This window comes from Bacteroidia bacterium (genome assembly GCA_023228875.1).
GTDB lineage: Bacteria > Bacteroidota > Bacteroidia > NS11-12g > UBA955 > JALOAG01.
Map to the genome: position 1 here is coordinate 49,720 of JALOAG010000008.1, position 15,317 is coordinate 65,036.

Below are 15,317 nucleotides of genomic sequence, written 5' to 3' on the forward strand. Positions count from 1 at the left end.
AATGGTTGCATTTTCGTTGTCGAAAAAGAAATATCCCTCCAGTTTGTTCATGTGTGTTTGTGAAGGTGGCTAATAAATAGAATGTTTGGTTTGTTTTTAGTGGAAATGTGGATGAAACTAATGTTAAGTTTATATACTGTTGCCATTACTTCGCAGGGTGTTGAGGGTGCGAATGTCATTGAGTAACAATTCTAACCCTGTTTACCACGTTAAACTTATTTAATGCGGAATATCTTAAAACCAAGTGCGATCTGTTTAGTATTTGCTGTTGTAGCGATTTCATGGAGTGCTTGTAAAAATCGAAAGCAAATAGTTTCCGAAGATTTGTCTATTATTACTGCGGATAACTATGTGAAAGTATTGCAAGCAAAAGCATCAGGATGGACATTGTTTTCAAGTAAACTTAAGGTAGAATATATTGATGGTGGCTCAAGTATGACAGCCAATGCCTCATTGCGTATGAAACGCGATAGTTTGATTTGGATGTCTGTGTCTGTATTGGGATTTGAGGCTGCTCGAGTGCTTATTACACAGGATTCTTTTTTTATTATGCAAAAAATGCCGCAAAAGCATATAGAGGCAAATAGTATTGATGTGTTAGGTAATTATATTGGTACTTCTGTTTCATTGACTCAATTACAAAATTTATTACTTGGAAATACAATTTTAGAACCGCGCCAATATCGTTGGAGCGACTCACCGGATGAAGGTATATTTTACCTAAAGGGGCGTAAAGATTCAATCGAAGTTACGCATCGATATTATTTTAAAAACATTGTACCCATAGATGCCGTTATACGTAGTTTAACAGTGTATAACAAGGCTACCATTACTTACCAAGGCACACAGAAAACCAATCTTAAGGATGTGCCAGCTAAGTGTTCTTTCAAAATCGAATACTCACCGGAGAGTCAGCCGATTTCAGTAAATATTGACTTTCAATCACCGGAGTTCCCGAATAATTTAACATTCCCATTCTCTAAACCTACAAACAATGAATAATTTCTTCCTTAAGTATATTTTGCTTGTGTTTGTTGCAGTATTTGTCATTAATACAGCCCAAGCTCAAGATAGGAAAACGCTTGAAAGAAAGAAAATTGCGGCTCAAAAAGAAATTGATTTAACAAAGAAAATTCTTTTGCAAACCGGCAAACAAAAAACAGATAATCTGCACGCCTTAATGGCTATCAAAAATCTTATCAAAGCAAGAGAAAAACTCATTTATACGTTATCACAACAAGTAGATGAAGTTGCTAATGAGCTTGAAATTCAAAAGGAAGAATTAATTGTTCTGGAAAGTAGATTAGAAGCTGAAAAAGGTAATTATGCGAAACTCATTGTAAATACTTATAAAACACGCGGCACATACAATGAAGTTGCTTTTATTTTTTCATCAACAGGGTTCTTCAATGCTCTGACCCGTTTGAAATATCTAAAGATGTTCAGCAATGAACAAGACAGGCTGGTTCACTCAATTGAAGAAAAAAAGGTTCAGATACATGATGCCATTGTACGACTGGAAAAACTGAAAATTGAATTAGAATCTTTATTAGGACAAAGAGTTCAGGAGCGAGACAAACTGGAAGGTGATAAAGTTCAAAAGGATGAAATGGTAAAATCTTTGTCAAATAGAGAAAAAGAACTCAACGAAAAACTAAAAAAGCAACAAGCCGCTTATAACGAACTTGACAGGCAGATAAAGATTGCGATACAACGAGAAATAGAGGAGGCACGCAAGAAACGAGAAGCCGAGAATAAGAAGAAAGGTAAAACGGAAGAAAATAAGTCCAATGTGAATATTCTTACACCTGAAGCACAAGCTTTGTCTAATGAGTTTGCGGGTAACCGATTAAAACTGCCATGGCCCACAGAAACAGGATTTATAACCCAAAAGTTTGGAAATAATGCACATCCCACGCTTGCAGGCATTTACATCGAAAATAACGGAGTAGATATTGCCACACAAAAAGGAACAAAAGCCAGAGCAGTGTTCAAAGGTGAGGTTGTTACAATTTTTCAAGTGCCGGGTATGGGAAAAGCAATACTCATCAATCACGGTGAATATTATTCTGTTTATGCGCGTTTGGATGAGATTTTTGTAAAACAAGGACAGAAAGTGAATACCAAAGAATCTCTGGGAATTATTTTTACGGATGATAGCGGTAAAACCGAATTACATTTTGAAATTTGGAAAAACACAGACAAGCTGAATCCCGAGCAGTGGTTAATGAAAAGATAAATAGGTAGGTAAATTGTGAAAAAGAAGAAGTTCGACATTGTTCCTGCTGTAACCATAGAGCGTGCGGGTGGAGAAGGCAAGGCAATCGCCCATTTAGATGGGAAGGTGGCTTTTGTGAAGTATGCTGCAGTTGGCGATGTGGTAGATTTACGTTTGACCAAGGTCAAAGGGAAGTTTATAGAGGCTGAAATTCATAAATTAATTACACCGGGAAGTGCCAGGCTACAGCCTTTTTGCGAGCATTTCGGTACTTGTGGAGGATGTCAATGGCAACATGTGAGCTATCAAGAGCAACTTGCAATCAAAAATCAATGGGCTTTAGACTGTTTGAACAGGATTGGCAAGGTAGATATTGCAGAGGTTTTACAACCTATGGCTGCACCTGATTTAATTGCATATAGAAACAAAGTTGAATTTACGTTTTCTGATAAATGTTGGGAAGAACATTTTGATAAAAACAACCCTAAAGGCTTGAAAGGGCTTGGGTTTCACGTGCCAGGCAGGTGGGATAAGGTGCTGGATATTCGTTACTGTCATATTGCATCTGATTTAATGAACCAAGTACAGAACAGAATCAAAGCGATTGCAAAACAGCATGAGTTTGAGTTTTGGAAAACGCGAGAACAAGTAGGATGGTTGCGTAACTTGTTAATCAGAACTTCATCAACAGGCGATAACATGGTAATCTTGTCTGTGTTTGATGAGCGACCGGAAAGTATAACACTCATTTTTGATACATTAGCTTCTGAGTTTCCGCAGGTAAATTCTTGGCTCTATACAATCAATGACAAACGAAATGACAGTTGGACTGGGCTGGAACCTATTGTGTATAGAGGCAAAGGTTATATGGAGGAGCGAATGGAGGATTTGGTATTTAAAATCCGACCTTTTTCTTTCTTTCAAACTAATTTTAAACAAGCTTTAAATCTTTACAAACTTGCGCGGGATTGGGCGCAAATAACTTCTCAAGATACTGTCTATGACCTTTATTCAGGTACCGGAACTATTGCATTATTTGTGGCTAAGTTGGCAAAAAAAGTGATTGGATTGGAATATGTTGAGAGTGCTGTTTCAGATGCAAAAGACAATGCAATTGCAAATGGTCTTGATAATACGTTTTTTCAATCCGGAGATATGAAGGATTTGCTCAACACTTCCTTTTTTGAAATCCATGGCGTACCGGATATCATCATCACCGACCCACCCAGAGACGGAATGCATCCGGATGTCATTCAGGCAATATTGTCAGCATCCCCGAGGCGTATTGTTTATGTGAGCTGCAACCCTGCAACGCAGGCAAGAGATTTGACCCTGCTGTCAACAAAATATGATGTGATTAAGTCTCAAGCGGTAGATATGTTTCCGCATACAGCACATATAGAGAATGTTGCAATGTTAGAGCTGCGATAATTTCAGTTTTATTGAATAATATGTTGTAATCTCTGATTTGATTATCTTTGGACTGAGAATCATGAGATACTCTTTTTCTTTTTTGGAATTTAAAATAATACTTGTTTCCCTTATGTTGAGTGTATCATCATGTAGTAAAGAAATTAGAATAAAGAATGATCTTGTCGGCTTGTGGAATTTAGATATTGTTTATCAAAAAGGACGAGATGTTACCAAGCAGTTTTATGAATTTAATTATACCCTGTTATTAGAAAGCAATCAGCACTTTACTCTTTATATGGATAGCCAAAAGATTTTGGGTGAATGGCAATACAGCCGTTCAAAGAATCAAGTGTTTTTGACCAATGAAAACGGATTTGAGAAGACTTTCAATTTTGTGAATATTGATGCGTATGAGTTAGTGCTTAGCGAAATTGTTGATGACAATCTTCTCACAGTCATGTATTTTGTCAGACGCAGTTAAGCCCATTTTTTTAATCAAGAAAACTATTGCATTAATTTGAGTCTGTCTCCATAGTTACACTTTAGTATCTTTGCCGCCACAAATGAGTTTGCTTGAAAAGATAAATTCTCCTTCCGACTTAAAAAAATTAACCCAAGATGAATTGCAAAGCTATGCTGATGAATTACGAGGGTTTGTTATTGATACAGTCAGTAAAACCGGAGGACACTTAGCTGCGAACTTGGGTGCAGTTGAGTTGGCAGTAGCTATTCACTATGTGTTTAATACTCCTGAAGATAAGGTTGTCTGGGATGTTGGACACCAAGCATATCCTCATAAAATTATTACAGGAAGAAGAGAAGTCTTTAGCCAACTCAGACAGTTTCAAGGTATTTCTGGTTTTCCCAAAATGAATGAAAGTCAATATGACGCTTTTGGAACAGGACATTCATCCACATCCATATCCGCGGTTGTTGGAATGGCACAAGCAGACAAATTATTAGGAAAATCAAATTGCCATATTGCCGTTATCGGAGATGGTGCATTGTCTGCCGGACAAGCGTTTGAAGGATTAAACAATCTTGGCTTTTTGAAATTACCGGTCATTGTAATTTTGAATGATAACCATATAGGAATTGACCCGGTGGCGGGTGCACTCAATAATTATTTAAAGTCATTGGAAGAGGGGCAACCTAATTTGTTCACCCGACTTGGTTTTGCATACAAAGGCGGGATTGACGGACACAATTTAGCACAACTTATCAGTGTCTTGTCAGAAGCAAAAAATACTACGATTCCGATTCTGCTGCATGTAAAAACAGTGAAAGGCAAAGGGTTTGAACCTGCAGAGCGTGAACAAACACGTTGGCACTCTACCAGCGGATTTGATAAAATTAATCCATTGGGGCAACATGCGGTTAAAGCAGGGATGAAATACCAAGATGTTGCCGGCAAAAAGTTGCTTCAACTTGCGCAATTACACCAAGATGTAGTAGCAGTTACACCTGCTATGATTAGTGGTAGTTCTTTGCATTTCATGCAGCAAGCGTTTCCTGAAAGGGTATTTGACGTAGCCATTGCAGAACAGCACGCTGTAACGTTTTCCGCAGGCATGGCAGCAAGCGGATTAAAACCATTTTGCTTTCTCTATTCTACTTTTATGCAAAGAGCAATGGATCAAATCATTCATGATGTTTGCTTGCAGCATTTACCTGTTGTTTTTTGCATAGACAGGGCAGGATTGGTTGGGGAAGATGGTGCTACTCATCATGGTGTTTTTGATTTGAGTTTGCTACATGCTATTCCGAATACCGTGATTTGTACTCCATCTTCGGTTCAAGATTTGGAAACAATGATGGAGTTTGCTTACTCTTATTCGCACGGTCCGGTCTTTATTCGATATCCGCGCGGTACGGGTAAGGAGACTGAACTTGATAGTGCACTTTTCGAGTTGGGTAAAGCGCAGATTGTTCGGCAGGGGGAAGATATTGCATTACTTTCCTTCGGAACAATTCGCGACCGTGTAGATGCGGTTGCAGAGAATTTATTAATGAATGGAATAAATCCTACCATTGTTGATATGAAGTTTCTCAAACCCTTGGATACCGAAATGCTGACAAGACTACTGTCTGACCACAAATTGTTTTGTACATTTGAGGATGGTGCTGTTGTAGGCGGTGCCGGTTCAGCAGTTAGTTTATGGTTGCACCAAAATGGTTTAGAAAACAAAATGTACTGTTTTGGGATTCCTGATGAGTTTGTTACACAAGGCAAAACTGAGCTGTTATTTGATTACTATGGTCTGAAAGTGGAAGAGATGAGCAGGCACATTCTTAAATTTGTGCAACAAAATCAATAAATATTTTTGAATGAAAGCAACGATGAAAGTAGAGATATGGAGTGATGTGATGTGTCCTTTTTGTTACATTGGTAAGAGGTACTTTGAGGCAGCACTGAAACAATTTACTCATCAACAAGAGTTAGAGGTGGTATGGAAAAGTTTTCAACTGGATCCTACCATTCCTGAAGTTATTGAACATAAGCAGAATGTTTACGAATATCTTGCACAAAGTAAAGGAATAAGCGTTGAACAGTCAGTCTCAATGCATGAAAGAGTGCGGGAAATGGCAGCAAATGCCGGATTGCACTATAATTTTGATAAATTGGTAGTTGCCAATTCTTTCAAAATTCATCGTATGATTCAATATGCAAAAACACATGGGCTTGGGGACACGGCTGAGGAGGTGTTTTTTGAGGCTTATTTTATTAACGGAAAAGATTTGGCAGACACTCAAACACTGATATCCTTAGGAGAACAGATTGGTTTGACAAAGGCGCAAGTCAATGAAGCACTTACAAATGATGAATTTGCTTATGCAGTTAAGCAAGATATCATGGAAGCACAGAGCTTGGGTATTAGCAGTGTTCCTTTCTTTGTCTTTGATAGGAAATATGGAATTGCAGGAGCGCAACCCATTGAATCATTTATTCAGACTCTCAATCAGTCTTATGAAGAATGGGCAAAGACCAATCACATTGCCAATCTCAAAGTACAAAATGGTCCGGCATGTTCAACAGACGGACACTGCGAGTAAGTATTACTTGTATTTATTTATCAACTCTGTCAGTTGCTCATAGCTGTGTAAACCGGCTTGATTATAAAGAACCTCGTTGTTTTTGAACAATATCAGCGTTGGGATTGCTGAAATTTGATATTTCTCGGCTAATGCTTGCTCATTATCAGTATTGATTTTTAATACAGTAACGTCATCAGTTCTTTCTTTTTTGATGCGGTTAACATCGGGTTCCATGATTTTGCAAGGTCTGCACCAGTCAGCATAGAAATCAACCATGACAAGTTTGTCTCCTTTAATCTCTTCATAAAATTTCTCGGATGCAGAAAGCCTTTTTTCGCCTGTTTGAGGGTCTGTATTGGCAGTTGGTAAACCTGCATTTCTCCAACCTAATAGACCTTGGTTCAGTTCTTTTACTTTGAAGCCTAATTTTGATAATCTATTACCAGCGTCTTTGCTTCTTGACCCGGAAAGACAATACACATAAATGGTTTTGTTTTTGTCTAAACTTGAAACTTGATTTTCAAATTCGGGACTGTTAACGTCTATGTTTTGTGCGCCTTCAATCCTGCTAACATTGTATTCTTGTGGAGTACGCACATCAAGTAAAATTGCATTACCCGATTCATTTTGATACTGTGTTTGAAACTCTTGAGGGGATAAGCTGGCAATCTCACTGTTTTGTGAACATGAACTGATTGTTAAGATTGCGAAAAAAAGTGAAAATAAATAAGTGGTTTGCTTGATCATATTACTTGGGTTGTTTAGTACAAAATTAGAATAGTAATTCTCTTTCATTACTCTTTATCTATAAAAGTCGGATTGTTTAGATTGAAAATTAAAGCCCTAAGCCGCCTGCAATACCTGCAAACTCACCCTTTAACTGCGTGCTGAGTTCATCTTGTGCAGCATTAATCACTAATGCGAGCATCTCTTCAATTTCTTGTTTGCTTTTGTTTGTAAAAAAATCATCTGCAAAGGTGATACTTTCTACTTTGTTTAATCCGCTAAGAACAACCTTGATTCCAAGGTTTTCTTTTACTACTCTCATCTGACCTAATTTGGTTTTCATCTCTTCCGCTTGTTTCTTTAGTTCAAGCATTTTGCTAATGTTTCCGAACATAATGTTAAGTTTTTTCGGTTGCAAAGATAGCCAAGCCGTAATTATGGTAATACATTGTATTTTTCAATTTCTTTGCAAACGCAAAATGGGAAAGGGAAAACTCCAAAAATTTGCTGAATACAATGCAATGGAACATGCTTTTGATGCAAAAGATACGCATCTGAAAGGAAAGTGGAGTAAAGAGGTGTTTAACAATCAAAACCCGATAGTGCTTGAATTAGCGTGCGGCAGGGGTGAATATTCAGTAGGGCTGGCAGCAATGCATTCTGATAAAAATTTTATTGGAGTAGATATCAAAGGAGCACGACTGTGGAAAGGTGCTACCCAAGCATTGGAAAGAGGTTTTCATAATGTTGCATTCTTGCGCATTCAGATTGAGCAGATAGAGAGTTTCTTTGAAGAGAATGAAGTGGATGAAATTTGGATCATTTTTCCCGACCCTCAACCTCAAGAAAGTAGAATAAAGAAAAGGCTTACATCGCCACGTTTTTTAGATATTTATAGGAAAATTGCTAAACACAATACAGTGATTCACCTCAAAACGGATTCCCCTTTATTGTATGATTATACTAAAGAAGTGATTGCAGAACAAGGATTAACAGTCTTGGATGATATCTCCAATATCAATAAAACGCAGACCATTCCTGATTATTTGCAAATTCAAACCTATTATGAAAAGTTGTGGCTCAAAGAAAAGCGTGTGATTAGATTCTTGAAATTTGAGTTGAATAAGTAGAAAATGTCATATTGGTTTTATAAATAACCTATTACTTTGCCCGAGCCTGTGAAAAAGCATTTTTGCATATTGATTTTCTTGCTGCTACTTGTCTCGGTATTGGATATCTTGTTTGGTTCCAGTCGTTTGACATGGCAAGAACTCAAGGAAGGGTTGTTTTTGAATCAGTCTGACAGTGCAGTAAACTTTGTCATATGGAAATATAGAATCCCAAAACTAATTACCGCAATGCTTGCCGGTGCCGGATTGGCTGTGAGCGGGCTTTTAATGCAGACCTTGTTTAGAAATCCATTGGCCGGTCCTTATGTGTTAGGCATTAGTTCCGGTGCAGCATTTGGAGTGAGCTTTGTCATGTTAGGGACAAGTTTTTTACCGCAATATGTAGCCAACTTTCTTAGGCATGATGTAGGGATAAGTATGGCTGCTTTGTCGGGTACTTTTTTTGTGATGCTGCTGATGATTTGGGTGGCAGGAAGGGTGGGCGGTAATTTTACGATTCTGATTATGGGTTTAATAATCGGACAGATATTGGGGGCGTTACAAGGTTTGACAAATTTTCTTGCAAATCCGGAAACACTCAAAGAGTTTGTTTTGTGGGGGTTGGGAAGTTTTACCCAAACAAATAATTTTCAGAATCTTATTATGCTGTTTGCAGTATTTTTATCGTTATTTGTTGCTATTGTGTATTCAGGAAAACTGAATACATACTTATTGGGTGACTTATATGCCAAGTCATTGGGTATTGATTTGAGAAGTTTTAGAAGGGTCGTAATTATTATTACCTGTATTGCTGCTGGAATTATAACCGCATTCTGTGGACCTATTGCATTTGTAGGGCTTGCCGTACCTCATCTGGCAAGGCATTTGTTTAAGACGTATAAGCATAGTATGCTCTTGCCGGCTTCTGCTTTGCTAGGAGCCATTCTTACGGTTGTGTGTGATTTAATTTCACACGTGTTCATAGAGGGCTATATTATTCCGATTAATGTTATTTCTGCCATATTTGGCGGTCCTGTGGTAGTATGGGTGATTGTCAAACAAAGAGCCAAAATGTATGAAGGATAAGCACGTTCTTAAAATCGAAAACTTGGTATGGGGCTATGATGCTAAGGGGCTTGTCAATCAGCCGGTTTCAATTGAAGTGAGCACCCCATCTTTTATATTGTTGTTGGGTGCAAACGGAACCGGAAAATCTACCTTGCTCAAAACGATTGGTGCGGTGTTAAGACCTGTCAAAGGAGCCTTGTTTTTTAATGGTGAAAGTATTGAAAAGTACAAAAAGCGCGGTGGTTTTGTTTCATTTGTCTTTGCACAAAGACCTCAAGTAGATTTTATGAAAGTCAGTGATTTGGTTTTGTCAGGATTGTATTTGCATCAAAACCCTTTTCTAAAAATCAGTCCGGAGCAAATGCAGCGTTATGATTTTGCAGTAAAGGTTACAAGGATTGAGCATTTACAACATCATTTTGTGAATAAGATTAGCGATGGGGAGTTTCAGAAAGTAATGATTGCACGTGCTCTTGTGCAAGATACACCCTTGATTTTGCTGGATGAGCCTACAGCTTTTATTGATTACAGGAGTAAGAGGGAGTTGTTTTCCTTACTTGCAGAAATTAGCCGACAAGAAAATAAAATAATCATTGCATCTACACATGACCCGGATTTGGCACAAGAAAAGGGCGAGGATTTTTGGTTAATAAAAGACCATACATTACATCAGCTAAATCATACCAACTTAGCCTACAAAAAGTTGAAGGAAGAATTAATGTAAGGCATTGTATCGTACCTTTGCACCACCTTTTTTAACATGGAAGAAATTAAGCTAAATACAATAGAAGAAGCTATTGAAGATATTAAAGCAGGCAAAGTAATTATCGTGGTAGATGACGAAGACCGCGAAAATGAGGGTGATTTTTTAACTGCTGCACGCAATGTAACACCTGAGGTCATTAACTTTATGGCTAAGGAAGGTCGTGGGTTGATTTGTGCCCCAATATCCGAAGAAATTTCTAATAGACTTGAATTAGAGTTAATGGTCGGTAAAAACACCGCGCTTTTTGACACCCCGTTTACTATTTCAGTGGATTTGATTGGTGACGGGTGTACCACAGGGATTTCCGCTCATGATAGGGCTAAATGTATTCAGCGATTAATCCATCCTGATGCTAAACCGGAAGACTTTGCGCGTCCGGGACATATTTTTCCTTTGAAAGCCAGAACGGAAGGCGTACTTAGAAGAGCCGGACATACGGAAGCAGCCATTGACCTTGCACAGCTTGCAGGATTTGAACCCGCAGGATGTTTGGTTGAAATTATGAATGAAGATGGAACAATGGCACGCTTGCCTGATTTAATGAAAGTGGCTAAGAAGTTTAATCTTAAAATTGTTTCAATCGAAGATTTGATTAAGTACAGAATCAAGAATGAAAGCTTGATTAAAAAAGAAGTAACAGTGAAACTGCCCACCGCACACGGGGATTTTATGCTTACTGCTTATACACAAATCAATACAGGGGAAGTGCATTTGGCTTTAGTTAAAGGTGAAATTAAACCTAATGAGCCGGTCTTGGTAAGAGTTCATTCAAGTTGTGTAACCGGTGATATTTTTGCTTCATTCAGATGTGATTGCGGTGATCAATTGCATCATGCAATGGAAATGATTGAACACGAAGGAAAAGGAGTTGTTGTCTATATGAACCAAGAGGGCAGGGGCATTGGGTTAATTAATAAACTCAAAGCATATAAACTTCAGGAACAAGGAATGGATACAGTAGAAGCCAATATTGAATTAGGGTTCAAACCTGATCAGCGTGATTATGGTGTGGGTGCGCAAATCTTGAGAGATTTGGGAGTGAGTAAAATGCGCCTGATGTCTAACAATCCCAAAAAACGCACAGGGCTGATTGGTTATGGTTTGGAGATTGTAGAGAATGTGCCTATTAAGATTCATTCAAATCCTCATAACGCTTGTTACTTGGAAACCAAGAAAGAAAAAATGGGACACGAACTAGATTAAAGGTTCTTCGTGTTAATCTTTACATGAGCATTGATATCTTCTAATCCTCTCAACAATTTCTTGCTTAAGGCTACTTTATATTTGTCAGTTCTTGTTTGCAATTTGTAGCCAGTTGCCGAAAAATATAAGTTAACAGGGAAATCTCCTTTGTGTGTTTTGAGTAATAAAATTAATTGGTTCAATCTTTCATTATCGGTACTCTGCACAGGGAAAGTAACTGTTAAACTGCTTATTTTTTGCTTACTCAGGTCTTGCAACATTCCAAATTCGAAATATTTAGTTCTGATAAAAGACTTTCCTTCTCCTGCTTTATTTGCATATTCATTTTTTACAAACTCCATTGACATAAAGACTGCTGTTTTTGGCGTAAAAAATTTAGCATAATTCACAAAGTCTTGGTCATATAGGCGAAAAGTGTAAGCGTCAGATTTGTCTTCTGCTTCAACAATCAAAAATGGTTTGTTGTTTTTGCCAATTAATTGTTTCACGCTCAAAACATAAAATGCAAGTAAAAGCTTTTTACCAATGAGTTTATGATTGTCGCGAAGTGCATATAATGGTGTAACCTTGGTTGCCTGTATTTCTACCTCATATAAATCTAATGGATGGCTAGAAAGAAACAGTCCGGTAATTTTTCGTTCTTCTTCTAACAATGTAAAGTTGGGCAGTGGCTCTACATCGGGGAGCTTAGGTTTGCCTATTCCGCTTTGAGCCCCTTCTGTACTTCCAAACAATGACACTTGAGATGATTGCTCGGCTTCTTGAGCCGCAGTGCCGTATTTTATTAATAGTTCAATACCGGTTAGCTCACCTTGATTCGAAATAAAATATTGGCTACGGTGATGTTTTTTGTCAAAATCAAATGCTCCTGAGCGTGCCAAACTGTCTAAGACTCTCTTGTTGAGCTGTTTTGACTTCACTCTTTTGACCAAGTCAAAGGCATCAGCGTAATTGCCGTTAGATTCTCTTTCTGTAACTATTGCTTCTGCAGCTCCTTCACCTACACCGCTCAGTCCACTTAAGCCAAATCGAATTGCTCCTTTTTTGTTTACCGAAAATTTTACATCACTTTCGTTGATGTCAGGTCCTAATACGTCTATATTCATTGACTTACATTCATCCATAAAGAAGGAGAGTTTTGACAAGTCATTTAAGTTGTGGGACAACACCGTAGCCATGTATTCTGCGGGATAGTGGGCTTTGAGATAGGCTGTTTGATAGGCGACAATAGCATAACATGTTGAGTGGGATTTGTTAAATGCGTACTGAGCAAATTTTTTCCAATCGTTCCAAATTTTTACACAAGGCTCTTTGTCTAAACCGTTTGCAGCACATCCTTTGATGAATTTTTCCTCCATCTTATTGATGGTATCAATGTTCTTTTTACCCATTGCTTTTCGCAAATTGTCAGCTTCTCCCTTAGTAAATCCTGCTAATTTTTGACTTAACAACATTACCTGCTCCTGATAAACCGTAATTCCATAGGTCTCCGCCAGATATTCTTCCATTTCCGGCAAATCATACACTATGGGTTCTTTGCCTCGTTTGCGTGCTATAAAAGAACTGATATACTGCATCGGACCCGGTCGGTAAAGCGCGTTCATTGCAATCAAATCCTCAAGTCTGTCCGGTTTGAGTTCGCGCAAATATTTTTGCATAGGTGGACTTTCAAATTGAAAAGTTCCTATTGTGTGCCCTTGTTTGTATAGTTCAAAAGTCTTTTTATCTGTCAAAGGTATTGTGTCAAGATCAATCTCAACCCCATGTTTAGACTTGATGAGTTGGATTGCGTCTCTTAATATTGACAAGGTTTTTAAGCCAAGGAAGTCCATTTTGATAACTCCGGCTGACTCAATAACGGTACCTTCATATTGGGTTACATACAATTCTGCATCCTTAGCCACTGCAACGGGTAGAATGTCAGAAATGTCGCGAGGTGCAATGATAACGCCTGCTGCATGAACTCCTGTGTTACGCGCTGTCCCTTCCAGTTTGCGTGCCTCTATTAAAACTTTTGTTTTTAAATCGTCCGGATCCCCTAAAATAATTGCCCGCAGTATTTTTATTTTGTTTAAATCATCAGCAGAAACGCCTTTGGTTTCTAAACTGTCAATCTGCTCGTCATTACCTGTGAGAGGTCGTTCATACAAATCGTAAAATTTTAACCCTGTCGGGCGGTCAGGAATAAGTTTAGCCAAATAGTCAGACTCTTTCAAATCTAAGTCCATCACCCGTGCAGTATCTCTAATGCTGGTTTTGGCAGCCATTGTGCCATAAGTAATAATGTTGGCTACCTGATTCTTGCCATACTTTTCTGACACATAACGCAACACGCGTTCCCGTCCCTCATCATCAAAATCTGTATCAATATCGGGCATGCTGGCTCTGTCCGGATTAAGAAAACGCTCAAACAGCAACTCGTATTTAATCGGGTCGATGTTGGTGATCCCAATGCAGTATGCAACCACGCTTCCTGCTGCCGACCCTCTGCCGGGTCCAATAAATACACCGTTATTTTTTCCCCAAACAATAAAATCCGAAACAATCAAGAAATACCCTGCAAACCCCATTGTTTTAATGGTGTGTAATTCAAAGTCAATTCGCTCTTTGACTTTGTCTTCTAAGGAGCCATATCTTTTTTGTGCCCCCTCGTAAGTCAAGTGTTTGAGGTATTCCCATTGGTTCAGTACCCCCGCCTCAATCTTTTTATCGTTTATAATCTCCCCTTGAGTGTAGATTTTAAACTCATCGGGAATAGGGAAGTCCGGCAACATGATGTCTTTGGTTAAACTCAGCGCTTCAACCTTATCTACGATTTCATTTGTATTGTCAATTGCTTCAGGAATGTCCTTGAACAAAGCAATCATTTCGTCCTGCTTTTTAAAATAAAACTCATCATTAGCGAATGCAAAACGACCGGACTTGCTAACTCCATCTTCTGCAAAACTAGTTGCTTTTGGGTCGCTAACTTTAGAACCTGTATTGATACAAAGCAAAATGTCATGTGCGCTTGCATCCTCGCGTTCTGTGTAGTGACTGTCATTGGATGCAATGGTTTTGAGATTGTATTTTTTTGCAAACCTGAGCAGTACTTCATTCACTTTGATTTGATCAGGAATGTTATGTCTTTGTATTTCAATATAAAAATCCTCGCCAAAAAGGTTGAGCCACCATTTTAATAACTCTTCTGCCTCTTCTTCGCCTTTGCGCAGAATGGTTCTGGGAATTTCGGCAGCCAAACAACAACTGGTAGCAATTAATCCTTCATGGTATTTTTCAACCAGTTCCTTGTCAATACGCGGGTACTTGCTGTAATAGCCTTCTATATAACCGAGAGAGCAGAGTTTTGTGAGATTGCGGTATCCAACTTCATTCTTTGCCAACATAAGCTGATGGCAGCGTTGGTCTCTGTCTTCCTTTGTAAATGTCTTGCGATGTCGATCTTCCACCAAATAGAACTCACAACCGATGATCGGTTTCACCTTGGGTTTTCCTTGTGCATCTTTGTGGTTCCATGCTTCTGCTACAAACTCAAATACTCCAAACATGTTGCCATGGTCTGTAATTGCCACAGCAGGCATGTTGTCCGAAAGTGCTTTCTTATAAATATCCTTAATCTTAGCAGCACCATCGAGCAAAGAATATTGTGTATGTACGTGTAAATGAGAAAATTTAGGCATATTAAAGGGACAAAATGTGCAAACAAAAATAGAGGTCTAAACTTCCAAAACCGCTATAGAAAAGTTTTTTTTATAGAGAAGTAATCAACAGCGAAATT

13 protein-coding genes are annotated in these 15,317 nt (G+C 38.4%); 10 read left to right on the forward strand and 3 right to left on the reverse strand.

The features are described from left to right. The first annotated feature begins 222 nt into the window (after positions 1 to 222). The 6 genes from M0R38_08935 to M0R38_08960 all read left to right on the forward strand — a co-directional run bounded on the left by M0R38_08935 (position 223) and on the right by M0R38_08960 (position 6,685). Positions 223 to 1,002 (forward strand): DUF4292 domain-containing protein, encoded by a 780-nt coding sequence (locus M0R38_08935; protein MCK9481866.1) that lies wholly within the window; start codon positions 223 to 225, stop codon positions 1,000 to 1,002. Continuing rightward, the gene (locus tag M0R38_08940) at positions 995 to 2,239 is read left to right on the forward strand and encodes a peptidoglycan DD-metalloendopeptidase family protein (protein MCK9481867.1); all 1,245 of its coding nucleotides are present in this window, start codon (positions 995 to 997) and stop codon (positions 2,237 to 2,239) included. The genes M0R38_08935 and M0R38_08940 overlap by 8 nt, the downstream gene beginning before the upstream one ends. 12 nt (positions 2,240 to 2,251) lie before the next feature. Further along, a complete protein-coding gene (rlmD, locus tag M0R38_08945) occupies positions 2,252 to 3,649 on the forward strand; it encodes a 23S rRNA (uracil(1939)-C(5))-methyltransferase RlmD (GenBank protein ID MCK9481868.1) in 1,398 nt (465 codons plus the stop codon). A 61-nt stretch (positions 3,650 to 3,710) separates the two neighbouring features. Continuing rightward, on the forward strand, positions 3,711 to 4,112 hold the full coding sequence (locus M0R38_08950; GenBank protein ID MCK9481869.1) for a hypothetical protein: 402 nt from the start codon (positions 3,711 to 3,713) through the stop codon (positions 4,110 to 4,112). 82 nt (positions 4,113 to 4,194) lie between these two features. Then, a complete protein-coding gene (locus tag M0R38_08955; GenBank protein MCK9481870.1) occupies positions 4,195 to 5,949 on the forward strand; it encodes a 1-deoxy-D-xylulose-5-phosphate synthase in 1,755 nt (584 codons plus the stop codon). A gap of 22 nt (positions 5,950 to 5,971) precedes the next feature. After that, complete coding sequence (locus tag M0R38_08960) at positions 5,972 to 6,685, forward strand: DsbA family oxidoreductase (protein ID MCK9481871.1); 714 nt, start codon at positions 5,972 to 5,974, stop codon at positions 6,683 to 6,685. A gap of 3 nt (positions 6,686 to 6,688) precedes the next feature. Here M0R38_08960 and trxA read toward each other — a convergent pair whose 3' ends face one another. Further along, positions 6,689 to 7,462, reverse strand: a complete 774-nt coding sequence (gene trxA, locus M0R38_08965; GenBank protein MCK9481872.1) for a thioredoxin — start codon at positions 7,460 to 7,462, stop codon at positions 6,689 to 6,691. A gap of 40 nt (positions 7,463 to 7,502) precedes the next feature. Continuing rightward, a complete protein-coding gene (locus M0R38_08970) occupies positions 7,503 to 7,787 on the reverse strand; it encodes a YbaB/EbfC family nucleoid-associated protein (protein MCK9481873.1) in 285 nt (94 codons plus the stop codon). A gap of 85 nt (positions 7,788 to 7,872) precedes the next feature. On the opposite strand from M0R38_08970, the gene trmB reads away from it, so the two are divergent. The 4 genes from trmB to M0R38_08990 are packed head-to-tail and all read left to right on the forward strand — an operon-like array spanning position 7,873 to position 11,539. Then, positions 7,873 to 8,523 (forward strand): tRNA (guanosine(46)-N7)-methyltransferase TrmB, encoded by a 651-nt coding sequence (gene trmB / locus M0R38_08975; GenBank protein MCK9481874.1) that lies wholly within the window; start codon positions 7,873 to 7,875, stop codon positions 8,521 to 8,523. A 48-nt stretch (positions 8,524 to 8,571) separates the two neighbouring features. After that, positions 8,572 to 9,588, forward strand: a complete 1,017-nt coding sequence (locus M0R38_08980) for an iron ABC transporter permease (GenBank protein MCK9481875.1) — start codon at positions 8,572 to 8,574, stop codon at positions 9,586 to 9,588. Continuing rightward, entirely contained in the window at positions 9,578 to 10,294 is a 717-nt protein-coding gene (locus M0R38_08985) for an ABC transporter ATP-binding protein (GenBank protein ID MCK9481876.1), read from the forward strand. Before M0R38_08980 ends, M0R38_08985 begins: the two co-directional genes overlap by 11 nt. 36 nt (positions 10,295 to 10,330) lie before the next feature. Continuing rightward, positions 10,331 to 11,539, forward strand: coding sequence for a bifunctional 3,4-dihydroxy-2-butanone-4-phosphate synthase/GTP cyclohydrolase II (locus M0R38_08990; GenBank protein ID MCK9481877.1), 1,209 nt, complete (start codon positions 10,331 to 10,333; stop codon positions 11,537 to 11,539). On the opposite strand, the gene dnaE is transcribed toward M0R38_08990, so the two are convergent. Further along, complete coding sequence (gene dnaE / locus M0R38_08995; protein ID MCK9481878.1) at positions 11,536 to 15,219, reverse strand: DNA polymerase III subunit alpha; 3,684 nt, start codon at positions 15,217 to 15,219, stop codon at positions 11,536 to 11,538. The genes M0R38_08990 and dnaE overlap by 4 nt on opposite strands. Positions 15,220 to 15,317: the final 98 nt, after the last annotated feature.

Excerpts from the sequence above, each read along its gene's own strand:
- M0R38_08935 (MCK9481866.1), top strand. The coding sequence starts at position 223 with ATGCGGAATATCTTAAAACCAAGTGCGATCTGTTTAGTATTTGCTGTT.
- M0R38_08940 (MCK9481867.1), top strand. The coding sequence starts at position 995 with ATGAATAATTTCTTCCTTAAGTATATTTTGCTTGTGTTTGTTGCAGTA.
- M0R38_08950 (MCK9481869.1), top strand. The coding sequence starts at position 3,711 with ATGAGATACTCTTTTTCTTTTTTGGAATTTAAAATAATACTTGTTTCC.
- M0R38_08955 (MCK9481870.1), top strand. The coding sequence starts at position 4,195 with ATGAGTTTGCTTGAAAAGATAAATTCTCCTTCCGACTTAAAAAAATTA.
- M0R38_08960 (MCK9481871.1), top strand. The coding sequence starts at position 5,972 with ATGAAAGTAGAGATATGGAGTGATGTGATGTGTCCTTTTTGTTACATT.
- trxA (MCK9481872.1), bottom strand. The coding sequence starts at position 7,462 with ATGAAAGAGAATTACTATTCTAATTTTGTACTAAACAACCCAAGTAAT.
- M0R38_08970 (MCK9481873.1), bottom strand. The coding sequence starts at position 7,787 with ATGTTCGGAAACATTAGCAAAATGCTTGAACTAAAGAAACAAGCGGAA.
- trmB (MCK9481874.1), top strand. The coding sequence starts at position 7,873 with ATGGGAAAGGGAAAACTCCAAAAATTTGCTGAATACAATGCAATGGAA.
- M0R38_08985 (MCK9481876.1), top strand. The coding sequence starts at position 9,578 with ATGAAGGATAAGCACGTTCTTAAAATCGAAAACTTGGTATGGGGCTAT.
- M0R38_08990 (MCK9481877.1), top strand. The coding sequence starts at position 10,331 with ATGGAAGAAATTAAGCTAAATACAATAGAAGAAGCTATTGAAGATATT.
- dnaE (MCK9481878.1), bottom strand. The coding sequence starts at position 15,219 with ATGCCTAAATTTTCTCATTTACACGTACATACACAATATTCTTTGCTC.